Annotated in this window: 21 protein-coding genes; 10 read left to right on the forward strand and 11 right to left on the reverse strand. The window is 65.0% G+C overall.

Annotated elements, in window-relative coordinates:
• Positions 1 to 762: a hydroxypyruvate isomerase family protein gene (locus I3253_RS05845; protein WP_197916706.1), complete on the reverse strand. Its 762-nt coding sequence runs from the start codon at positions 760 to 762 to the stop codon at positions 1 to 3.
• A gap of 58 nt (positions 763 to 820) precedes the next feature.
• The gene (locus I3253_RS05850) at positions 821 to 1420 is read right to left on the reverse strand and encodes a DUF1285 domain-containing protein (protein ID WP_197916707.1); all 600 of its coding nucleotides are present in this window, start codon (positions 1418 to 1420) and stop codon (positions 821 to 823) included.
• A 78-nt stretch (positions 1421 to 1498) separates the two neighbouring features.
• Here I3253_RS05850 and I3253_RS05855 point away from each other — a divergent pair, with 78 nt between their 5' ends.
• From I3253_RS05855 to I3253_RS05885, 7 genes are all read left to right on the forward strand, one after another.
• The gene (locus I3253_RS05855; protein ID WP_197916708.1) at positions 1499 to 2506 is read left to right on the forward strand and encodes an AAA family ATPase; all 1008 of its coding nucleotides are present in this window, start codon (positions 1499 to 1501) and stop codon (positions 2504 to 2506) included.
• Positions 2503 to 3375, forward strand: a complete 873-nt coding sequence (locus I3253_RS05860; RefSeq protein WP_197916709.1) for a DUF58 domain-containing protein — start codon at positions 2503 to 2505, stop codon at positions 3373 to 3375. Before I3253_RS05855 ends, I3253_RS05860 begins: the two co-directional genes overlap by 4 nt.
• A complete protein-coding gene (locus I3253_RS05865; RefSeq protein ID WP_197916710.1) occupies positions 3372 to 6119 on the forward strand; it encodes a DUF4159 domain-containing protein in 2748 nt (915 codons plus the stop codon). The genes I3253_RS05860 and I3253_RS05865 overlap by 4 nt, the downstream gene beginning before the upstream one ends.
• Entirely contained in the window at positions 6116 to 8158 is a 2043-nt protein-coding gene (locus I3253_RS05870) for a hypothetical protein (RefSeq protein ID WP_197916711.1), read from the forward strand. The genes I3253_RS05865 and I3253_RS05870 overlap by 4 nt, the downstream gene beginning before the upstream one ends.
• A 220-nt stretch (positions 8159 to 8378) precedes the next feature.
• Complete coding sequence (gene gpmI / locus I3253_RS05875) at positions 8379 to 9902, forward strand: 2,3-bisphosphoglycerate-independent phosphoglycerate mutase (RefSeq protein ID WP_197916712.1); 1524 nt, start codon at positions 8379 to 8381, stop codon at positions 9900 to 9902.
• The gene (locus tag I3253_RS05880; protein ID WP_197916713.1) at positions 9899 to 11035 is read left to right on the forward strand and encodes a murein hydrolase activator EnvC family protein; all 1137 of its coding nucleotides are present in this window, start codon (positions 9899 to 9901) and stop codon (positions 11033 to 11035) included. The genes gpmI and I3253_RS05880 overlap by 4 nt, the downstream gene beginning before the upstream one ends.
• A gap of 3 nt (positions 11036 to 11038) precedes the next feature.
• Positions 11039 to 12379, forward strand: coding sequence for a S41 family peptidase (locus I3253_RS05885; RefSeq protein WP_197916714.1), 1341 nt, complete (start codon positions 11039 to 11041; stop codon positions 12377 to 12379).
• 376 nt (positions 12380 to 12755) lie between these two features.
• Here I3253_RS05885 and I3253_RS05890 read toward each other — a convergent pair whose 3' ends face one another.
• The 6 genes from I3253_RS05890 to I3253_RS05915 form a co-directional block, all read right to left on the reverse strand.
• Positions 12756 to 12938: a Trm112 family protein gene (locus tag I3253_RS05890; RefSeq protein WP_197916715.1), complete on the reverse strand. Its 183-nt coding sequence runs from the start codon at positions 12936 to 12938 to the stop codon at positions 12756 to 12758.
• The gene (locus tag I3253_RS05895; protein ID WP_197916716.1) at positions 12935 to 13579 is read right to left on the reverse strand and encodes an LON peptidase substrate-binding domain-containing protein; all 645 of its coding nucleotides are present in this window, start codon (positions 13577 to 13579) and stop codon (positions 12935 to 12937) included. The genes I3253_RS05890 and I3253_RS05895 overlap by 4 nt, the downstream gene beginning before the upstream one ends.
• A 27-nt stretch (positions 13580 to 13606) precedes the next feature.
• A complete protein-coding gene (locus I3253_RS05900) occupies positions 13607 to 14524 on the reverse strand; it encodes a thioredoxin family protein (RefSeq protein ID WP_197916717.1) in 918 nt (305 codons plus the stop codon).
• Positions 14525 to 14596: 72 nt separating this feature from the next.
• Positions 14597 to 15085: a hypothetical protein gene (locus tag I3253_RS05905; RefSeq protein ID WP_197916718.1), complete on the reverse strand. Its 489-nt coding sequence runs from the start codon at positions 15083 to 15085 to the stop codon at positions 14597 to 14599.
• Positions 15085 to 15873, reverse strand: coding sequence for an exodeoxyribonuclease III (locus I3253_RS05910; protein ID WP_197916719.1), 789 nt, complete (start codon positions 15871 to 15873; stop codon positions 15085 to 15087). The genes I3253_RS05905 and I3253_RS05910 overlap by 1 nt, the downstream gene beginning before the upstream one ends.
• A 338-nt stretch (positions 15874 to 16211) precedes the next feature.
• Positions 16212 to 16898, reverse strand: a complete 687-nt coding sequence (locus I3253_RS05915) for a response regulator transcription factor (RefSeq protein WP_197916720.1) — start codon at positions 16896 to 16898, stop codon at positions 16212 to 16214.
• 185 nt (positions 16899 to 17083) lie between these two features.
• Between I3253_RS05915 and ribA the strand changes: the two genes are divergently transcribed.
• Together ribA and I3253_RS05925 are read left to right on the forward strand one after the other, a co-directional pair.
• The gene (ribA, locus tag I3253_RS05920) at positions 17084 to 18175 is read left to right on the forward strand and encodes a GTP cyclohydrolase II (protein ID WP_197916721.1); all 1092 of its coding nucleotides are present in this window, start codon (positions 17084 to 17086) and stop codon (positions 18173 to 18175) included.
• Positions 18172 to 18666: a L,D-transpeptidase family protein gene (locus I3253_RS05925; protein ID WP_197916722.1), complete on the forward strand. Its 495-nt coding sequence runs from the start codon at positions 18172 to 18174 to the stop codon at positions 18664 to 18666. The genes ribA and I3253_RS05925 overlap by 4 nt, the downstream gene beginning before the upstream one ends.
• A gap of 49 nt (positions 18667 to 18715) precedes the next feature.
• On the opposite strand, the gene I3253_RS05930 is transcribed toward I3253_RS05925, so the two are convergent.
• Both I3253_RS05930 and I3253_RS05935 read right to left on the reverse strand, forming a co-directional pair.
• The gene (locus I3253_RS05930; protein WP_197916723.1) at positions 18716 to 19363 is read right to left on the reverse strand and encodes a YggS family pyridoxal phosphate-dependent enzyme; all 648 of its coding nucleotides are present in this window, start codon (positions 19361 to 19363) and stop codon (positions 18716 to 18718) included.
• A gap of 106 nt (positions 19364 to 19469) precedes the next feature.
• The gene (locus I3253_RS05935) at positions 19470 to 20369 is read right to left on the reverse strand and encodes a porin (protein WP_197916724.1); all 900 of its coding nucleotides are present in this window, start codon (positions 20367 to 20369) and stop codon (positions 19470 to 19472) included.
• A 313-nt stretch (positions 20370 to 20682) separates the two neighbouring features.
• Between I3253_RS05935 and I3253_RS05940 the strand changes: the two genes are divergently transcribed.
• Positions 20683 to 21201 carry a DUF3576 domain-containing protein gene (locus I3253_RS05940; RefSeq protein ID WP_232236936.1) on the forward strand — a complete coding sequence of 173 codons (519 nt, stop codon included), beginning with the start codon at positions 20683 to 20685 and terminating at the stop codon, positions 21199 to 21201.
• Positions 21202 to 21262: 61 nt separating this feature from the next.
• On the opposite strand, the gene I3253_RS05945 is transcribed toward I3253_RS05940, so the two are convergent.
• Positions 21263 to 22522 carry a glycosyltransferase gene (locus I3253_RS05945; RefSeq protein ID WP_197916725.1) on the reverse strand — a complete coding sequence of 420 codons (1260 nt, stop codon included), beginning with the start codon at positions 22520 to 22522 and terminating at the stop codon, positions 21263 to 21265.
• Positions 22523 to 22676: the final 154 nt, after the last annotated feature.

The following is a 22676-nucleotide window of genomic DNA, read 5'->3' on the forward strand; positions in this document are numbered from 1 at the left end:
TTAGACCGGTCTGGGCCGCAACCAGCCCAACCCTTCCACCGTTCCTGCGGCAGGCTGGTACTCGGCACTGACATGGCCCGCATAGCCCGCGCGATCCAGCTGCCGGAAAAACCGCGGATAATCAAACGCGCCTCCGATCGGTTCGTGCCGCTCCGGCACACCGCCCACCTGAATATGGCCGACCCGCGCACCATGCGCCGCCCAGCAGGCGGCGATGTCGCCGGTGATCCGGTGCGCGTGATAGGTATCGAACTGCAACGCCAGATTGGGCGCGGCCACCTCGTCCAGAATCCCGGCGGCCAGATCGAAATCGTCCAAGAAATAGCCCGGCGCGTCCTCGCCGTTGAGCGGTTCGATGGTCAGCCGGTGCTTGGGCGCATGGCCCGTGGCCCAGTTCAGGTTTTCGACAAAAGTGGCGCGCGCCTCTGCCCCCTGCGCGACACCGGCCATGACGTGCAGCATCCCGGCCCCCAGCACGTCGGCATAGCGCATCGCACGCCTGAAATCGTGCTGAAACCGTGCCTGACCGCCGGGCACGGCGGCAAATCCGCGCGCGCCGCCCGTGTAATTCGGCGGTGGCGTGCTGATCATCACCAGCGGCAGCCCGGCCCGGCGTTGCGCCGCCAGAATATCGCGCGCCGCGATGTCATAGGGAAACAGGATCTCGACCGCGTCGAACCCCGCCGCCCGCGCGGCTTCGAACCGTTCCAGCAACGGCAATTCGGTAAAAAGCGTGCTCAGATTGGCGGCAAATCTTGGCATGTCCGTTTCTCCCGCCACAATGATGAACGCTGGTTCCGCACCGCACAAGACCCTGAGTTCAGCCCGCGCCCGACAGGTCTTCGGCCCGGACCATGGCAAAGAACATCCCCCCCGAGCGCACCCCGAACCAGCGCTCTCCGCCCTGCCCGGCCTCCTCGCCCCACTCAACCATCCGATAGAAACTCTTGCGGTCAATCCGGGCCTCCAGCCCGCCGCGCACATGAACATATGGCGCAGGTTCCTGGCTTTGCGCGTCGATTTCCACCCGGATCGGATGATCCGGCCCCGCCTCAACTCGGTCCCCGACATGGGTTTCAAACACCAGAACCTGCCTTTCGCCCGCACCCTCCCGCGTCACATCCGTGGCCACGAAAGGCGCATCCTCGACGGTGATGCCCAGTTTTTCGACAGGCGTGACAAGAAAATAATCCGCCCCGTCCTTGCGCAGGATCGACGAAAACAGCCGCACCATCGCCGGGCGGCGGATCGGCGCACCTTCGTGGTACCACGTCCCATCCCGCGCGATTCGCATGTCGATATCCCCCAGGAAGGGCGGATTCCACAAATGCACCGGGGCCGGCCCCTTGCCCTTGAGCGCGGCTCGGGCGGACTGGGCGATGCCCATCACGTCCGGTTTCACAGGAATTTGTCCGCTCATTGCTTTTGCCATTTCATCTGTGCGCGTTAAGCTCTGTAGTGACAGATATACAGGTAGTCGAGCGCAGGGAGCATTGCCATGAGCGAAGAAAGTGATCTGGTCGCCGAGATCGAGACGCTGGAGCACAAGCTGTCCCAGGCCAGGGCGGCGATCACCCGCCGGTTCATCGGCCAGGAACGGGTGGTGGATCTCACGCTTTCGGCCTTGCTGTGCGGGGGGCACGCGCTGTTGATCGGCCTGCCCGGCCTTGGCAAGACGCGGCTGGTGGACACGCTTTCCACGGTGATGGGCCTGCATGGCAACCGGGTGCAGTTCACCCCGGATCTGATGCCGGCCGACATTCTTGGCTCTGAAGTTCTGGACAAGACCAAGGGCGGCGGGCGCAGTTTCCGATTCGTGCCCGGCCCGATCTTTTGCCAATTGTTGATGGCCGACGAGATCAACCGCGCCAGCCCGCGCACGCAATCGGCGCTTTTGCAGGCGATGCAGGAAAAGAAAGTCACCGTCGCGGGCGAAGACCGCCCGCTGGACGCGCCGTTCCACGTGCTCGCCACCCAGAACCCGATCGAACAGGAAGGCACCTACCCCCTGCCCGAGGCCCAGCTTGACCGCTTCCTCGTGCAGATCGACGTTCCCTACCCGGATCGCGGCACCGAGCGCGACATCCTGCTGGCAACCACTGGGGTCGCCGAAGACGAAGCCCACCAGGTCTTTACCGCCGCCGAGCTGATTGCCGCGCAAACCCTGCTGCGCCGGATGCCGGTGGGCGACAGCGTGATGGAGCTGATCCTGGATCTGGTGCGCGCCTGCCGCCCCGATGACGAGACCGCCACCGACGCAATCCGCGACCATGTCGCCTGGGGTCCGGGGCCACGCGCGGCGCAGGCGTTGATGATGACGGTCCGCGCCCAGGCGCTTTTGCATGGGCGCCTTGCCCCCAACGCACAGGATGTGATCGACATGTCCGAACCCGTACTCAGCCACCGCATGGCCCTGACATTCGCCGCCCGTGCACGCGGCGAATCGCTCTCGGGGCTGATCCGTGAAACCGTCGCCCGCTTCGATCCGGTGGGGGCGGCTGCGTGATCACCTACACCCAGCTGCGCTCCGGCGCCGAATCCGAGGCCGCCAGCCTGCCGCCGCTTCTGGCCCAGGCCGAGCATCTGGCCGGAACCGTGCTGCTGGGGGATCACGGGCGCCGCCGCGCCGGGCTGGGGGATGATTTCTGGCAATACCGCCCGGTACAGCCGGGCGACACGCTGCGCATGATCGACTGGCGCCGCTCGGCCAAGACCGGCGCGCAATTCGTGCGTCAGCGCGAATGGCAGGTGGCGCAATCGGTGATGCTCTGGGTGGATCAGTCGCCCGCGATGAGCTTTGCCAGTGCCCGCGACCTGCCCACCAAGGCCGACCGCGCGCGCCTTCTTGCGCTGGCCGTGGCGATCCTGCTGATCCGGGGCGGTGAACGTGTGGGCCTGACCGGCACGCAACTGCCGCCGCGCCGGGGCGAGGGCCAGATCCTTCGCCTGACCGAGATGTTTTTACAAGACGAAGCTGGCGATTACGGCACGCCCGAGGCCCGCGCCATGCTGCCCCATGCCCGCGCCCTGTTCGTGTCCGATTTCATGGGCGATTTCGACGCGTTCGAGGCGGCGCTGACCAAGGCCGCCGACCGGGGCGTGCGCGGCGTTTGCCTGCAAGTGCTTGATCCCGCAGAGGAAAGTTTTCCGTTCAAGGGGCGGGCGATCTTTGAAAGCATGGGCCAAAGCGTGATCCATGAAACCAAAAAGGCCGACGATCTGCGCGACCGCTACCTTGACCGGCTGGCCGAACGCAAGGACCGCCTGCGCACGCTCTGCCGCGTGACCGGCTGGCACCATGGCCTGCACCATACGGGCGATCCGGCCCAGGGCGCCCTGCTGTGGCTGCACCGCGCGCTGGAGCAGCGGACATGACAGCCGGTCTCTCCTTCGGCTTTGCCACACCCTGGGTGCTTTTGGCCCTGGCCCTGCTGCCAGTGCTCTGGCTGATCCTGCGTGCCATTCCGCCGGCCCCGGTGCGGCGGCTGTTTCCCGGTGTGGTCCTGCTTCTTGGGCTCAAGGATGACGATACCGTCACCGACCGCACCCCCTGGTGGCTGCTGGTCTTGCGGATGCTGGCGCTGGCGGCGGTGATTGTCGGGCTGGCCGGTCCGGTCCTGAACCCATCGGATGACAGTGCCGGGGACAGCCCGCTGCTTGTGGTGATGGATGCCGGCTGGGCCTCTGCCGCAGATTGGGAGGCCCGCCGCACCATGGTCTCTGCCCTGCTCGAAGAAGCCGCGCGCGATGGCCGCCCGGTTGCGCTGCATCGCCTCAGCGACCCGCAGGAATTGCGGTTCCTTCCGGCCGACACCTGGAAATCCCGCCTCGCCGGGGTGCTGCCGCAGCCCTGGGAACCGGACACAGATGCGATGGCGCAACTTGCCGATGCCGCCGCAGGGCAACGGTTTGACACGATCTGGCTCTCGGACGGGCTGGCGCGCGACGGGCGCAACGCGTTGCTCGCAGCCCTGCAATCCGCCGGGCAGGTGCGCATTGTGGAAGCCGGGAGTGGCGTGCTGGCGCTGGCGCCCCCGGTGTTCCGGGACGGCAGGGTGCAACTGAGCGCAAAACGCTCGCAATCCGCCCTGCCCCGTGACATCGTCGTGCAGGCGATTGGCCTGGATCCCGGCGGGGCCGAACGAATTCTGGCCGCGCTCCCCCTGCGCTTTGACGCCCTGTCCGACTCTGCCGAAAACGCACTGGTCCTGCCTGCCGAACTGCGCGCGCGTCTGTCGCGCTTCGAAATCCAGGGCAATCGATCCGCCGGCGCGGTCAGCCTCACCGATGACAGCCTGCGCCGTCGCGAGGTGGCGCTGATCGCCGGGCGCGAAGACCGCGAGGGGCTGCAACTGCTTTCGCCCCTGCATTATCTTCGCCAGGCGCTGCAACCTTCCGCCGACCTGCTCGAAGGCACGCTCAAAGACATTCTGCCGGCCAACCCGGATGTGATTGTTCTGGCCGATGTGGCCGTCCTGTCCTCCGGCGAAGAAGCCGCCGTGCTGGACTGGCTGGACGGTGGTGGCCTTCTGCTGCGCTTTGCCGGGCCGCGTCTGGCCGCCTCCGATGTCAGCCGGTCAGCCGAAGACCCGCTCCTGCCGGTGCGCCTGCGCGCGGGCGGACGCAGCGTTGGCGGCGCCATGAGCTGGGGACAGCCGAAATCGCTGGCGCCCTTCCCCGCCGACAGCCCGTTTTTCGGCCTGCCGGTACCGCAGGATGTCACCGTCTCCGCTCAGGTCATGGCCCAACCCGATCCCACTCTGGCCGATCGCGTGATCGCCGCGCTCAGCGACGGCACACCGCTGGTCACGCGCAAGACCGTGGGTCAGGGGCAGATCGTGCTGGTGCATGTCACCGCCAATGCCGAATGGTCCGGCCTGCCGCTTTCGGGCCTGTTCGTGCAGATGCTTGACCGGCTTGCCCTGCTGTCGGACAGCAGCACCGCCCAGGCCGACCGGATGGCGGGCACGATCTGGCAGCCGCTCAGGGTGCTCGACGGTTTCGGACGGATCGAAGACGGCCAGTCGCTGCCCGGCGTCCCCGGCGAAGACCTGCTGGCCGCCCCGCCCGGGCCGGATCTGCGCCCCGGCCTCTATCGCGACGGCGACCGCCTGATCGCGCGCAATATCCTGACCGAAGACAGCACCCTGACCTCGGCCCGCTGGCCGCTGGATGTCACCGTCGAGGGCCTGCGCGGCGCTGTCAGCAAGGATCTCACCGGCTATTTTCTGGCTGCCGCGCTGATCCTTCTGGCGCTGGATGTGCTGGCGTCGCTGGCCGTTTCCGGGCGGCTCTGGGGCGCGCGGGCCGTGGCCGGTCTGGCACTGGCCGTCATGCTCTTGCCCGCGACCGACGGCGCCCGGGCACAGGAGACCGAGGCACATGCCCGCGACGTGGTGCTGGCGCATGTGCTGACCGGCGACCGGCAGGTTGACGATACCGCCCGCGCCGGAATGCGGGGCCTTTCCGAAGTGCTGTATTTCCGCACCTCCGTCGAACCCGGCCCGCCCGCCTCGGTTGATCTTGAGCGTGACGAGCTGGCCTTCTACCCGATCCTCTACTGGCCAATCACCCCGGATCAGCCCACCCCCTCTCGCGAAGCCTATGCCAGGCTCAACGATTACCTGCGCTCGGGCGGTATGATCCTGTTCGACACCCGCGATGCCGACGTTGCCCGCTTTGGCGCCGCCAGCCCCAACGGGCGCAAGCTGCAACGCCTTGCCGCCGGTCTCGACATCCCGCCACTGGATCCCCTGCCCGCCGACCACGTGCTCACTCGCACCTTCTACCTGCTCCAGGATTTTCCGGGCCGCTATGACAGCCGCGATGTCTGGGTCGAAGCCGCGCCGCCGGATGCGGAACTGATCGAGGGAATGCCCTTCCGCAACCTCAACGACGGCGTCACCCCGGTGGTGATCGGCGGCAATGACTGGGCCGCCGCCTGGGCGATGGATGATCGCGGCAACAGCCTTTTTCCCGTGGGCCGGGGTCGTTCCGGGGAACGGCAGCGCGAACTGGCCTACAGGTTCGGCGTGAACATCGTGATGCATGTGCTGACCGGCAACTACAAAAGCGATCAGGTGCACGTGCCGGCCCTGCTGGACAGGCTGGGCCAATGACGGGACAGGTGCTTTTCGATCCGCTTCTGCCGCTCTGGGCGCTTGGCGCGCTGGCCGCGCTCTGCGCGCTGGCCGTATCGGTCGCGCTTTGGCGCGGCCTGTCCGGCTGGGCCTTTCGCGGGCTGGCCGGGCTGGTCCTGCTGGCCGCCCTGTCCGGCCCCGCCTGGCAAACCGAAAACCGCGCACCACTGAAGGATATCGTCCTGATGCTGGTCGATCAAAGCGCCTCGCAGCGCCTGGGCGACCGCGCCGAAGCGACAGAATCCGCCGCCCGTACGCTCGCCGCGCGCATCTCGGCGCGTGACAATACCGAACTGCGCCGCATCGACATACCCGATGGCGCGGGCGACGCGGGCACCGAAATGATGGCGGCACTGACCGAAGCCCTTGCCCAGGAACCCAGCGGGCGCATTGCCGGGGTCATCGCCCTCTCGGACGGACGCGTGCATGACATGGAGCGCGCGCCCGACGTGCCCGCCCCCGTGCACCTGCTGCACACCGGCAGGGCCACCGACTGGGACCGCCGCCTCAGCGTGAAAAACGCGCCCGCCTTTGCCATTCTGGGCGAACCGGTCACGCTTACCCTGCGGATCGAAGACAGCGGCGCCGCCCCCGCCGGAGCCGACCGCGCCCCGCTCGATATCTCAATCGATGGCGGCGAACCGGACCGCTACATGGTGCCCATCGGGCGCGATATCGAACTGCCCGTGACCCTGCCCCATGGCGGGCGCAACGTGATCCAGTTCACCGTCCCCGGCGAACCGGGCGAGCTGACCGACCGCAACAATGGCGCGCTGGTGCAGATCAACGGCGTACGCGACCGTCTGCGCGTGCTGCTGGTGTCGGGCGAACCGCATCCTGGAGGGCGCACCTGGCGCAACCTGCTGAAATCCGACGCCTCGGTCGATCTCGTGCATTTCACCATCCTGCGCCCACCGGAAAAACAGGACGGTGTTCCGGTTTCGGAATTGTCGCTGATCGCCTTTCCCACGCGCGAACTGTTTCTGGAAAAGATCGACGATTTCGACCTGATCGTGTTCGACCGCTACCAGCGGCGGGGCATCCTTCCGTCGCTCTACCTCGAAAACGTCGCCAATTACGTGCGTGGCGGCGGCGCCGTTCTGGTGGCGGCCGGGCCGGATTACGCCACCGCCGACAGCCTCTACCGCTCGCCACTGTCACAAATCCTGCCCGCCAGCCCCACCGCGCGCGTTCTCGACCGGGAATTCGTGCCCGTGGTCTCGGATCTTGGCCAGCGCCACCCGGTCACCGCCGGGCTTCCGGATCAGGGCAATTGGGGGCCGTGGCTGCGCCAGGTGGATGTGGTGCCGGATGCCGGAACCGTTCTCATGACCGGCTATGAAGAGCGTCCGCTGCTGGTGCTCAATCGCGTCGGGCAGGGCCGTGTCGCCCTGCTGGCCTCGGATCAGGCCTGGCTCTGGGCGCGCGGCTACAAGGGCGGTGGCCCGCAACTCGAACTCCTGCGCCGCCTGGCCCACTGGATGATGGGCGAACCGGAACTCGAAGAAGAAGCACTCTGGGCCGAGGCCACCGGCCAGACAATGCGCATCATCCGGCGCAGCCTGAACGACAGTGTCGGCGCCGTGACCATCACCACACCATCGGGCGCAACCACCGACTTGCCCATGCAGGAGGTCGCACCAGGCAGGTTCGAGACGTTGTATGATGGTCCGGAAATCGGCCTTTATCGGCTCGTGAACGAGGATAAACAGGCCGTGATCGGCCTTGGCCCTGCCGCCCCGCGCGAATTCGAACAGACTATCGCCACCGCCGATGTGCTCGCGCCGCTCGTCGACGCACGCCGCGGCGGCGTTGTCGCCATTGAAGATGGGCTGCCCACGATCCGCAATGTGCGCGAAACACGCCCCGCCGCCGGGCGCGGCTGGATCGGGCTGACCCCGCGCGGCGCCTATGAAACGCTCGATATCGCGCGTGCGCCGCTGTTGCCTGTCTGGTTGGTGCTGCTTTTGACCGGCGCCTTGATCCTGTCCGGCTGGCTGCGCGAGGGGCGCCGATGAACCACCCTGCCATGGCAGCGCCCGGTCGGTCGGGTCGGCAGTGAGTATTTGAAGAACAATGAAAGATATGGCCCCGATCTTTCATTGTTCCAAAAATACTCGAAAACCAGGCTGAGCGGCCGGACATGACGGCCCGTGTTTTGCGGCGCGGTCTCAAAAACCGGTTCCAACACGCCTGCGCACGCGATAGAACGCCCTCAGTTTCAAAGGGGAGTTTGTCATGACCGCGCCCAAGCCCGTTGTACTTTGCATTCTGGATGGTTGGGGCCTGTCCGCGCGCACCGACGACAATGCGCCCGTTCTGGCCAATACCCCCGCTTTTGACGCGATGATGAAAGATTGCCCCAATGCAACGCTGATCACCCACGGCCCCGATGTCGGGCTGCCCAGCGGTCAAATGGGCAATTCGGAAGTCGGCCATACCAATATCGGAGCGGGCCGGGTGGTGGCGATGGATCTTGGTCAGATAGACCTGGCCATCGAGGATGGGTCGTTTTTTGAGAATGGCGCGCTGCAGGCATTCATCTCGCGGCTGAAACAGACCGGTGGCACCGCGCATCTGATGGGCATGATCTCGGACGGGGGCGTGCATGGCCATATCTCCCATATCCTCGCCGCCATGCGCGTGCTCACCGATGCCGGTATCCCTGTGGTGCTTCACGCGATCACCGACGGGCGCGACGTGCCGCCGAAATCCGCCTTCACCTATCTCGAAACCCTGGCCGCCGGATTGCCGGAGGGCGCAGGCATCGCCACTCTGACAGGGCGCTATTTCGCAATGGATCGCGACAACCGCTGGGCCCGCGTGGCCGAAGCCTTCAACGCGTGGATCAAGGGCGAAGGCCACAAGGCCTCCAGCGCGCACGAGGCCGTGTCAAACGCCTACGAACGCTCGGAAACTGACGAGTTCATCTCGGCCACCGTGGTCGGCGGTTACACCGGGGCACAGGACGGGGACGGTTTCTTCTGCCTCAACTTCCGCGCCGACCGCGCCCGCGAGATCCTGTCCGCCATCGGCCAGCCCGATTTCGATGCGTTTGACACCGGTCCGCGCCCCGGCTGGGCCGCGCTTCTGGGCATGGTGGATTATTCCGAAGCCCACAACGCCTTCATGACCACCGCCTATCCCAAACAGAACATCGTCAACACGCTGGGCGAATGGGTCGCCAGGCAGGGCCTGCGCCAGTTCCATCTGGCCGAGACCGAGAAATACCCGCATGTGACCTTTTTCCTAAATGGCGGCAAGGAAGAGCCGGAAACCGGCGAAGACCGCTACATGGCCGCTTCGCCCAAGGTGGCCACCTATGATCTTCAGCCCGAGATGTCGGCTGCCGAGGTGACACGGCATTTCGTTGCCGCCATCGAACAGGGCTATGACCTGATCGTCACCAATTATGCCAACCCCGACATGGTGGGCCATACCGGCAGCCTTGAGGCCGCGATCAAAGCCTGCGAAGCAGTGGACGAAGGGCTGGCCGCCGTGCGCGCTGCGCTGGAAAAGGCGGGGGGCGCGATGATCGTCACCGCCGATCACGGCAATTGCGAAACCATGATCGACCCCGAAACAGGCGGACCGCATACCGCGCACACCCTCAACCCGGTGCCGGTCATTCTGGTCAACGGCCCCGACGGGGCAGGCCTGCGCGGCGGCGGGCGGCTGGCTGATCTTGCCCCCACCCTGCTTGAACTGATGGGTCTGGACCAACCGGTCGAAATGACCGGGCAAAGCCTGATGACCCGATGAAACTTTCGGCGCTGCTCCTTCCGATGCTCCTTGCTGCGGGTCTGGTCCGGGCCGCATCCGATCCGGCGGCGGACGCACGCGCCGCCTCCAGTCAGCTTCAGGACGCCTCCGTCGCTCTTGCCCAGACCGACAGCGCCCGCGACCGGGTCAAGGCGCTTACTGCCGTCGTGCAGGCCTACGAGGCCGGGTTGACGGCCTTGCGCGCCGGCCTGCGCCGCGCGGCCATCCGCGAAGCCCAGCTGGGCCGCCAGCTCAAGGCCCAGGAAGTAGAGATCGCCCGTCTGCTGGGCGCGCTGCAATCCATCGGCTCTGGCCCGCCCCCCGTGATGCTGCTGCACCCCGCCGGTCCCGAAGGCACGGCCCGGGCCGGTATGCTCCTGGCCGACGTGACCCCGGCGCTGGAAACCCAGGTCAGCAAACTGCGCCGCGACCTGGAAGAGGTGGTCATTCTGCGCACCCTTCAGGAAGGCGCCGCCGAAACGCTCCAGAATGGGCTGGCCGGGGTGCAGGCGGCGCGCACCCAGCTCAGCAAGGCGATTGCCGACCGCACCGATCTGCCCCGCCGCTACGCCGATGATCCGGTGCAGACTGCATTGCTGATCGCATCCACCGAAACGCTCGAAGGCTTTGCCAGCGCGCTGGTGGACCTTCAGGTAGAAGGTATGGACGAGATTGCCCTCCCTGATCTGTCCGCAGTCAAGGGCGCACTGCCCCTGCCTGTCGAGTCGCGCGTGCTGCGCCGCTCGGGCGAGGCCGACGCCGCCGGAATTCGCCGCCCGGGCCTGGTGCTGGCCACCCGGCCCAACGCGCTTGTCGTCACCCCCACGGCGGCCACGATTCGCTATCGTGGCCCGCTGCTGGACTACGGCAATGTCATGATCCTCGAACCCCAGCCCGGGCTGTTATTCGTGCTGGCGGGCATGGCGCAGGTGTTCGGCGCGCCCGGGCAGGTGCTGCCCGAAGGCTCTCCCATCGGATTGATGGGTGGAAACGACCCCGAAATTGATGCCATTCTCTCACAGTCGAGTGATGGGTCTGGTCATGGCCGCACAGAAACGCTCTATATGGAAGTCAGAGAAGGCAAATCGCCGGTGGACCCGGAAACGTGGTTCCGCACGAACAAGGATGGATAACCCATGAAGAAATTCTTCGCAGCTGCCGCAGGCGGTGTGCTGGCCGGGCTGCTTGTCACCACCCAGGTGGCCGGCCCGCTTCTTGCGCAGGAAGGCGCTCGCAAAACCAATGTCTACGAACAGCTTGACCTGTTTGGCGACATCTTTGAACGGATCCGGGCGCAATATGTCGAAGAGGTGGACGAAGCCGACCTGATCGAGGCGGCCATCAACGGGATGCTGACCTCTCTGGATCCGCATTCCAGCTATTTGTCGCCCGACGATGCCGCCGACATGCGCGTGCAAACGCGCGGTGAATTCGGCGGCCTGGGTATCGAGGTCACTCAGGAAGACGGGCTGGTCAAGGTGGTTTCGCCGATCGACGGCACCCCGGCGGATGCGGCCGGGATCGAGGCGGGCGATTATATCACCCATGTCGACGGCGAGGGTGTGCTTGGCCTGACCCTGGACCAGGCTGTGGAAATGATGCGCGGACCGGTCGGGTCGGAGATCGTGATCACCGTGCTGCGCGAGGGCGAGCCCGAACCATTCGACGTGTCGATCATCCGTGACACGATCAAGCTTACCGCCGTGCGCACACGATCCGTGGGCAATTCGGTGGTGCTGCGCGTGACCACGTTCAACGACCAGACCACCCCCAATCTCGAAGCCGGTCTCAAGAAGCAGGTCGAAGAGCTGGGCGGCATGGAAAACGTCAGCGGTATCGTTCTGGATCTGCGCAACAACCCCGGCGGGCTTTTGACACAGGCGATCAAGGTCTCCGACAGTTTCCTTGAAAAGGGCGAAATCGTCTCGACCCGCGGCCGCAATCCTGCCGATGGCGACCGCTACAATGCCACGCCAGGCGATCTGGCCGAGGGCAAGCCCATCGTCGTGCTGATCAACGGCGGCTCGGCCTCGGCGTCCGAAATCGTGGCCGGCGCGCTTCAGGATCACCGCCGCGCCATCGTGGTAGGCACCAAATCCTTCGGCAAGGGCTCGGTGCAAACCGTCATGCCCCTGCGCAGCAATGGCGCCATGCGCCTGACGACGGCGCGCTACTACACGCCCTCTGGCCGTTCGATCCAGGCCCTAGGTGTCAGCCCCGACATCGTGGTCCAGCAACCCCGCCGCGCCCCGGCTGGCTCCGAAGAGGCCGAGGAAACCCCAAAGCGCGCCATTCGCGGCGAGGCCGATCTGCGTGGCAGCCTCAACAATGACAGCCTGACCGAAGACGAAATCCGCCAGATCGAAGAAGATCGCGCCAAGGCCGAAGAGGCCGCAAAGCTGCGGGAAGAGGATTATCAACTGGCCTATGCCATCGATATCCTCACTGGCCTGAATGCGCTGGGCCCGGGCAAGTAGGCCCCCGGCCATTTAGGACCGGTCAAGCCACGCCAGGCATCGTCGGTTGTCTGACAGCGCACCATGAAAGCGACCCGTCGATGATCCGGCGGGTCGCTGCATTTTCGAATGGCTCCGGATCGCGGCGCAACCGGTGGCATGGCATACCGAACCGCTCGCGCCCGGCAACATCCGCCCGGCTTCATCGGTCTTGACGGCCCCGTTTGACGGCCCCCGTTGCCCCCGGCTGTTGCCCCGATGACAGACACCGGTGGTGCTGCAACGTCGGGATCACCCGGCAGGCGCCGCGCCGGGCACAAGGCGCGACACGTTTTTCGGCGTCCGCGCAACCGGCGTGTCATGAACCATTCGGCTCAGCGCCGGGCCGCGCCGGGCCTCATTCAAGCACCCGGGCCTCGTCGATCAGCATCACCGGTATCCCGTTGCGGATCGGAAAAGCCAGCCCTGCGGCCCTGGAAATCAGTTCCTGCGCCTTGGCGTCATATTCCAGTGTCGTGCGCGTCTGCGGACAGATCAGCGCCTCAAGCATCCGCCGGTCGAACTCGGTTTCGTCACTCATTGCATCATGTCCTCTCCGGCGCCGCCCCGCAGCGCGAATTCGATCAGCGTCACCAGCGTTTCGCGCCGTGTCGCCAGCGATGGCGCCTCCAGAAGCGCCTGTTTGTCCTCGGCGGCAAAGTCCAGCAGCATGGAAAGCGAGTTGATCAACAACTCGTCCCCCGCCTCCTTCAGCGTATCCCAATCCGTCGCCAGGTCCAGAGTTTCGAAATAGCGTTGCAACAACGCCATGAACGCCGCGCGGTCAAAGCCCGGATCCTGTTCTGCCCCCCCCAGATCCCGCTCGAACCCGTCCCAGCTTACGTCGCAGCGGCGATAAGGCGTGAACCCGTCCACCTCGTTCAGGATACGAAACCGTGACAGCCCCGTCAGCGTGACCAGATAGCGGTGGTCCTCGGTCTCGCTGAACTGGGTGATCCGCCCGACACATCCGATCCGTTGCAACCCCGTGCCCTCGCGCCCGGGGATCTCGTTGGGTTGCACCATGCCAATCAGCCGGTTGCCCGATTTCAGCGCATCATCCAGCATCGCCAGATATCGCGGCTCGAAAATATGCAGGGGCAATCGCGCGCGCGGCAGCATCAGCGCCCCCGTCAAAGGAAACACCGGCACCACGTCTGGCAGGTCCGCAGCCTTTATCATGGGATCAGCCTAACCCGGTTTCCCGGATCAGGCAAAGATCATCGAACTCAGCTTGCGCCGCCCGTTCAGCACGATCGGATCGTTGGGCTTGAGCGCCTCGAAGATCGTGAACAACTGGGCCTTAGCCGCACCGTCATTCCACTCGCGGTCGCGCCGGAACAGATCCAGCAACTCGTCCACCGCCGCCTCCACCTCGCCGGCGGCGTGCAGGGCCTGCGCCAGGTCCAACCGCGCCGCGTGATCATTCGGATCGGCCTCCACCCTGGCCCGCAGCTCGGTCACCGGCCCGGCATTCTCGGCCTGGCGCGCCAGCTCCAGCTGCGCATGGGCGGCTTCGATCTCGGGCGCATTGGCAAATTCGGCGGGCGTGCCGTTCAGCACGGCTTCGGCCTGATCCAGCGCCCCAAGCGCGATATTGGCCCGCGCCAGCCCGCCAAACGCCGCCACATTGGCGTTGTCCTGCTCGATGATCGCGGCAAAGGTTTCCGCCGCGGATTGCGCGTCGCCTTCGGTCAGCATTTCCTCTGCCGCCGCCAACGCATCGTCCAGCCCGTTATCGGGCACCTGCCCGCCCCCGGCCTCGACCACCCGCGCCACAAAGGCGTCGATCTCGCTGGCCGGCAGCGCCCCCTGAAACCCGTCCACCGGCTGGCCCTGCCAAAAGGCATAGACGGTCGGAATCGACTGCACCCGCATCTGCCCGGCAATCATCTGGTTCTCGTCCACATTGACCTTGGCCATCTTCACGGCCCCGCCAGCCGCCGTCACGGCAGCCTCAAGCGCCGGGCCCAGCGTCTTGCAAGGCCCGCACCACGGCGCCCAGAAATCAACGATCACCGGCACCGACATCGAGGCATCCACCACCTCGGTCATGAAATCCGCTTCGCCGACATCCCTGATCAGATCGCCCGCAGGCGCCGTCGCGCCCTGTCCCAGTTCAAGCATCTCGTCTTTCCTTATCTCTGTTGGCCCCTATATGACCTCCCCAACCGGGGTTTCAAAGGGCCAATTCGGAATTTACGCGCCATTCGATTCGTCATACGGCAAACCGAACGGCACCCCGTCAAATGTATGTGTGCAACAGGCACAATCCGGGCGCAATCGCGCGGCATCCAGCCTCGGATCGACCTTGGCCAGCATACCGTCCGGATCCACATAAAGCCCGCTGAACCAGGTCGACGCACCCGTGCGCACCTTCGGCGCCCGCGGTCCGCCGCCGCGCGCCGCAAGATGCCAGATCGGCGCTTCGTGATCCAGACGCGCCACCGCCTCGGAATACACCGCGTCCCACGCCCGGCCCACCCGTGACACAAGGAACCGGTAAAGCGGCGTATAGTCCAACCCGTGCCGCACCCCCTGCCGCATCCCCTGCTGTCTGCCCTCATCCTTGCGCGCCGCCTTGCTGTTGCGTGCCCGCCCGGCCATCCGGTCACACCCGTGCCGCACCCCATGCGTGCGGGTATTGACCTTGCGATACAGCGGCTTGGGGCGATGATCGCGTGCCATTACAGGTCGAAAGAGGCAAATACCGGCGCATGATCGCTGGGCTTCTCCCAGCCGCGTACCGCGCGCAACACCCGGCTGGAATGACCCGCATTCGCAATATCCGCCGTCGCCCAGACATGATCCAGCCGCCGCCCCTTGTCCGCCAAATCCCAATCCCGCGCGCGATAACTCCACCAGCTGTAAAGCGGCCCCTCCGGTATATCCTGCCGGGTAATGTCCACAAATCCGCCCGCCTCCCGGGTCTCGGCCAGCTGCGCCACCTCCACCGGCGTATGGCTGACCACCTTCAACAACTGCTTGTGGCTCCAAACGTCGTCCTCGCGCGGGGCAATGTTCAAATCTCCCACAAGAATCGACTTCCCTGGCCTGTCACCATGAAACCAGTCCCGCATCCCGGTCAGATAATCCAACTTCTGGCCGAACTTCTCATTCACCTCCCGGTCCGGCACATCCCCGCCCGCCGGCACGTAAAAGTTGTGAATCACCACCCCGTTCTCCAGCCGCCCGGCGACATGGCGCGCGTGGCCCAGCCCGGCAAAATCCTTGTCGCCAACGTCCTCGATCGGAAGCCTGGACAGGATCGCCACCCCGTTATAGCCCTTCTGCCCCCGCGCGATCATGTGCCGATACCCCAGCGCCGCGAACCCCTCGGTCGGGATCTTGTCGACAGGGCTCTTGCACTCCTGAAGGCACAACACGTCCGGCGCCTCTTCCTTCAGCAATTTCAATACGATAGGCTCCCGCAACCGCACTGAATTGATGTTCCATGTCGCCAGCGAAAAACCCATGCCGCACTCCCATTTACCCTGTCCCGGCACCCTACCCCGCACACCCGCCGCTTGCCAACAACAAGCACCGCGCCCTGCCTTCTTTTGGCCGAAAATATCCTGGGGGAGTCGCGGCCCGCCGCGACGGGGGCAACGCCCCCAACCCGCCAAACAAAAAAGAGCCCGGAACAAGTCCGGGCCCAGTCCAACAGGGAGGTGCATATCATAACCCGGATATGCGCGGGATCCGTACAACCTGCATATAAGGTACTCCCCATATGCCTCTTTGATTCATATCAAGGACTTCAACACCCTGTCACCTGCCTGTTGCCAAATTGTTGCAAACTGCGACATCCACGTCACGCCACCAATCGGTAGCCACCGGATTCGGTGATCAGCAACCGGGCATTTGACGGGTCCGGCTCGATCTTCTGACGCAACCGGTAGATATGGGTTTCAAGCGTATGCGTCGTGACTCCCGCGTTATACCCCCAAACCTCGTGCAGCAACACGTCGCGCGCCACCACACCATCCGTCGACCGGTACAGGAATTTCAGAATATTGGTTTCCTTCTCGGTCAGGCGGATCTTGCGCTCGTCCTCGGTGATCAGCATCTTCATGCTCGGCTTGAACGTATACGGCCCCAGCTGGAACACGGCGTCCTCGCTCTGCTCGTGCTGGCGCAACTGGGCGCGGATACGCGCCAGAAGCACCGGAAACTTGAACGGTTTGGTCACATAATCATTCGCCCCGGAATCCAACCCCAGGATGGTATCGGCGTCACTGTCATGGCCGGTCAGCATCAGGATCGGGCTCTTGACCCCCTGCTTGCGCATCAACCGGCAAAGTTCGCGCCCGTCCGTGTCGGGCAGCCCCACGTCCAGGATGACCATGTCATACAGCCCCTCCTTGATCCGGCCCATCGCCTCGGCCCCGGTGCCGGCTTCGAACACGTCGAAATCCTCGGTCATGATCAGTTGCTCGGACAGGGCCTCGCGCAGGTCCTCATCGTCATCCACCAACAGGAGTCTCTTCAACTGGGCCATTTGACCTCCTCACCTTCGTGTTTGCCGCCTTCACTGTCCCACCGATGTGGCGCCGCCTCACGCGGGCGGCAAGATTTGCTGCAATTCCCTCACGTCCTCGTGTACCTGTGGCGCTAAATGTTTCACATTCCTGCCACCGCCGGGTATATCCGATACGCCTTGCACCCTGAACTGGACCACTTTGCATGAGCTTTTCGCCCGATATCGTCGAACGCCTTGCCCGCGCCCGTGCCGATCTGCGCATGGGGGTACCGATCGTGCTGACCGGGGGCGGCACCGCGCTCCTGGTTCAGGCGGTCGAAACCCTGTCTGCGACACGGCTGACCGATCTGCGCGCCCTTCCGGGCACACCGGCGCTGGTGATCACCGCGCGCCGCGCCGAAACGCTCAAGGCCCGTGTCTATGATACCGATATCGCCCGCCTGCGCCTGCCCGCCGATGCCGGGCTGGACTGGCTGTCAGGTGTCGCCAATCCCGATGACGATCTGCGGGCGCCCATGAAAGGCCCGTTCTCCTGCTTTCGCGACGGACCGGCCGACCTGCACCGCGCCGCCATGCGGCTGGTGAAATCGGCACAGCTTCTGCCCGCCGCGCTGGTGACGCCGCTGGACAATGCCGCGCCCTTCGCGCTGGACCACGGCCTCACCGCGATCCCCGCCGATCTGGCCGCCCCCCACCTGACCGATACCAGCCCCCTGCATCCGGTGGTCCATGCCCGCCTGCCCATGGCCCTGGCCGGGGCCGGCCGGCTGCACATATTCCGCCCCGAGGATGGTGGCTCGGAACATTACGCGATCGAGATCGGGCGCCCGCCCCGCGACATGCCCGTTCTGGTGCGGCTGCACTCGGCCTGCTTTACCGGCGATGTTCTGGGCAGCCTTAAATGTGACTGCGGGCCGCAACTGCACGCCGCCCTGGCCCAGATGGGACAAGAGGGCGCCGGGCTTCTGCTCTATCTCAATCAGGAAGGGCGCGGCATCGGGCTGGCCAACAAGATGCGCGCCTATTCGCTCCAGGATCAGGGGTTTGACACGGTTCAGGCCAATCACCGCCTCGGCTTCGAGGATGACGAACGTGATTTCCGCATCGGATCCAATATCCTGAAAGAGATGGGGTTTTCGCAGGTACGCCTGCTCACCAACAACCCGCGCAAGATCGACATGATGGAAAACGCCGGCCTGCGCGTGACCGAACGCGTGGCGCTCAAGGTTGGCGAAAACACCCATAACCGCGCCTATCTCGCCACCAAGGCCGCCAAGTCCGGCCACCTGTTGTGATCCCCGCGGATCTCGTCCTCACCCCCACCGGGCTGCGCTTCAAGGGTCGGCGGTTTCCCTGCACCATCGGACGCGGCGGGCTGACCTGCGACAAACGCGAAGGCGACAGCGCCACGCCACGCGGCATCCACCACATCACCGGCCTGCTCTACCGCCCCGACAGGCTGGCGTTGCCCGCGCCCTGGGCCATGCCAATCACCAAGGATGATCTGTGGTCCGACGCGCCCGGCGATCCCGCCTATAACCACCTGGTGCGCGCGCCCTATGCGCCCAGCCATGAAAAACTGCGCCGCGCCGATCCGCTCTATGATGTGATCCTTCTGACAGACTGGAACTGGCCCGATGCCACGCCCGGTGCCGGATCGGCAATCTTCCTGCATCAATGGCGCCGCCCGGGCTTTCCCACCGAAGGCTGCCTCGGCCTGGCCCGCGCCCATATCCACTGGATCTGCACAAACGCCCCTCCCGGCACGCGCCTGATCATTCCCTGATCCCGCGCTTTCATTGTTCCCCAAATACTCTCGCCGAAGGCGCGCCGCGCTAGCCGCGCGCGCCGAAGATCGCGGAACCCACCCGCACATGGGTCGCGCCCAGCGCCACGGCGCGTTCGAAATCGCCGCTCATGCCCATGCTCAGCCCCTCCAGCCCGTTACGCGCCGCGATCTTGCCCAACAGCGCGAAATGCAAGGACGGCTCCTCCTCCACCGGCGGGATGCACATCAGCCCGGCAATCGGCAAATCCAGCGCCCGGCACTCTGCCACAAACCCATCCGCATCATCGGGCAGCACCCCCGATTTCTGCGGTTCCTCACCGGTGTTGACCTGAATGAACAGCTGCGGGCAATGCCCCAGCTCCTGCGCCAGCCGTGCCAGCATGTTGGCCAGCCTCGGCCGGTCCAGCGAATGAATGGCGTCGAACAGTCCCATCGACTGGCGCGCCTTGTTGGTCTGCAACGGCCCCAGAAGATGCAGTTCCACGCCATCGAACCGGGCACGGAAATCCGGCCATTTTCCCGCCGCCTCCTTAACCTGGTTTTCACCGAATACCCGGTGCCCCTGCTCAAGCACATCCACAACCCGCGCATCCGGCTGACGCTTGCTGACCGCGATCAAACAGGTATCGCCCTCCGCCCGCCCGGCAGCGGATTCGGCCTTGTGAAGTCGCGTGATGATTTCTGCCAACGACATGCGCTCGCTCCCTCTGGTGATCCGTCGGCAAGGAACACCAATCGCGCGCAAAAGAAAAGGGCAGGTCCGATGGACCTGCCCTCTGTAAGGTATGTTTTTCGTTCGATCAGAACGAGAAACGAACACCCAGGTCTGCCAGCGTTTCGCCCGACGGGCCGCCAACGACGCCACCGGCCAGAACTGCGCCGCCCAGCGAGTGGGTGAAGCCGAGGCCCCAGCCAGTGTCGGTTGCGGTCGAGGCTGCGCCGCCTTCGTCTGCGACATATGCGGTCACGGTGGTGCCTGCACCGAAGGTGTAGGAGCCGTTGATGCGCCACTTGGTGATGTCGTTGTTGTCGCCATATGCAGCGCCAACGCCGAAGTCACCAATGTTGCCGCCGAAGGTGATCAGCCACTTGTCATCAGCAACAGTGTCGGAGTCCTGGTAAGCAGCGGCTGCGGTCCAGTCGCCAAAGGTGTAGGACACGTTAGCTGCGATGCGGGTGTCTGCCTGCACGTCCGACCACGACACGTGTGCGCCAAAGCCAGCGTTCGAGTAGATCACTTCCAAGCCGTTCGAGCCAGCGCCAGCCGACGAGAACGAATCCCATGCAAAGCGGTTGCCAACAACGTTGCCCGGCAGGTTGTGCCAGCCCAGGCCGGTCAGACCGACAGAACCGTCATACAGGCCAGGTGCGCTTTCGTAGGCGCCCAGGATGTTGCCGGTTGCCAGGGTGAAGTTGTTGTACGAAACACCAACGCGCGGTGCCGAAACGCCCGATGCGCCCAGGCCCTGGGTGCCGGTGTTGCCGCCACGGATACGAACGCGTGCGAAGAAGTCCAGACCGGTGTCGGTCGACGCCGAACCGTCGATGTTCAGCGTGAAACGGTTGTGGATCTGCAGTTCGTTCGGTTTGGTGTCGTTGTAGGTGACGCCGAAACGTGCCGAGCCGCCCAGGCTCAGCTCTGCTGCTGCGACGCCTGCGGTGGCGACCAGAGCAGTCGTAGCGAAGAGAACTTTTTTCATCGTTTTTCCCTCGGGTTTCCAATTCATGCGCCCAGTCAGGAGAATCCCGAACTGGGTATGCGTAGTCTCTCGCTCTTTTGAGGGTCACTTTGCAAGCGCGCTGCCCTTCGCCCGGGCAAAGTCAGCCAAAATGGTGCAGACATGTCACAGTCCTGCCACACCCGCCGGAGCAAGGATCAGTCTCCCGCCGCCATCGCGCGCGCGGTTGCGACAGGTGCCGCCCTGGACGCCGCCTTGTCGCGAATCCGCTCAAGAGCCTTGCTCAACCCGGCCTGCTTGGCTAGGACGGGACAGACATGTTTCAAGAGGCCACATGATGACCTATCTCCGCCGCCCTGCTGCCGTTCTGGTGATGTTGTCGCTGTTCGCGCTTGGCGCCTGCGGCACCCGCTCGGCCAACCCGTATGAAAATCCCGGCTCGGATCTGGAAAAGCGTGTAGATGTCGGCAACCCGATCGACGGCTACTACACGACCGAACAGAAAGAGGGCAACACCATCTGGGAAATCTTCAATACCGGCGATGACGACGTAAAGCTGGAGGTCAACAAATACCTCTGGGCCGGCGCGCTGGAAGTTCTGGATTTCCTGCCGGTGCAGACGGTTGATCCCTTCTCCGGCGTGATCACCACCGGCTATGGCACCCCGCCGGGCGGGGGGCGCAGCTATCGCGCCACGGTCTATATCCGCGATCCCGCGCTCGAAGCCCGCTCACTGAATGTCGCGCTGCAAACCCGCGGCGGCGCCCCGGTCAGCGCCGGCACGGCCCGCGCGGTCGAAGACGCCATCCTGGCCCGCGCCCGTCAGTTGCGGATCGCCGACAGCAAACTTTGATCCAAGGCAACCCCGCATTAAGCGCCGCGCGCCTCCGGGCGCGGCCTTTCCCTTTCGCCGGCTACGTACGCACCGGGCCGGGCGCCATCGCATAAAGCCGGTCGATCCAGTCCATCTGACGTGGCAGGCAGCGGCTTTGCAGATCATACCTGTCCACGGCAAAGGCGCGCGCCGCCGCCCCCAGCCGCGCCCGCATCGCACCGTCATCCAGCACCGTGTTCAGTTCGGACACCAGCGCCGCGCCGTCAAAGAACGGAAACAGCCGCCCGGTTTCGTCATGCCGGATCGCCTCGCGCAACGGCGCGGTGTCGCTGGCCACGATCGGCGCCCCCGCCGACATCGCCTCGATCAGCGACCAGCTCAGCACGAACGGATAGGTCAGATAGACATGCGCCCGGCTGACCTGCAACAGGCGCAGAAACCGGTCATAAGGGATACGGCCCAGGAAATGCACCCGCTCCCAGCTTGATGTCGGAATGCGGCCCCGCACCTCGTCGATATAGATCTGCTTCCAGGTCTGCCCCTTGGGCGGGCGGGCGCCATAGCTCACCTCGTCGCCGCCCACGATCAGCACATGCGCATCGGGCCGGCTTTTCAGGATATCGGGCAGCGCCCGCATGAACACGTGATAGCCGCGATACGGCTCCAGGTTGCGGTTGACAAAGGTAATCACCTCGTCGGACCGGTCCAGCGCCGCCCCGCCCTCCAGTCCGAACCGCACATCCGGGTCCGGGCGCACGGCGTCCGTGTCGATCCCGTCATGGATCACATCGATGATTCGCCGATACTCCTCGGGGAAACTCGCCGCCTGGAACTCGGTCGGGCTCAGCCCCATGTCACCAACCTGCAAATGCATCATGTTGTTGAGATTCTTCAGCCGCAGCCGGACGGTATCGGCCACGGGATCCGGCTTGGGGAATTCCGGGTCGAACCCCACATCGTTGTCCTTGTGCGAATAATACAGCTCGTAATACAGCCCGATCCGCGCCTCCGGCCACAAATCGCGCAGGAACATGCTCTCGCCCCAGCCCGGATGCGCCACGATGATATCGGGCGCATAGCCCTCTGCCTTCAGCCTGCGCGCCGCCGCAAAGCAGGATTCGGCCCGCAGCAGCTTGGTTTCGAAATCCACCAGCCACGGGTGCAGCCCCTGCCCCGGTTTGCGCTGGATCGTATAGGGCAGAATGCGCACGCCACTCCAGGACGCCGCCTCCTTGACCCGCAGCGTCAGCGCCGTCACCTCGTCGCCACGCGCCGCAAGCGCCGGGGCAAGATGTTTGAACTGGCCGGGGAAATTCTGGTGTATGAAAAGTACTTTCATGGAAATGGCCTGAAATATCCTGTGTTTTTCCCTGTATAGCCCAGAATTCGCCCCGGCAAAGCCCACTCCGCGCGGAATTTGCCCACCTCTGCACTGGACCGCAGCCGCACGGGCGCATATCACCGCTGGCGAGTTTCGCCGCATCGCCGCGGCC

The organism is Thiosulfatihalobacter marinus, from assembly GCF_016019955.1.
GTDB classification, from domain to species: Bacteria; Pseudomonadota; Alphaproteobacteria; order Rhodobacterales; family Rhodobacteraceae; genus Shimia; species Shimia marinus_A.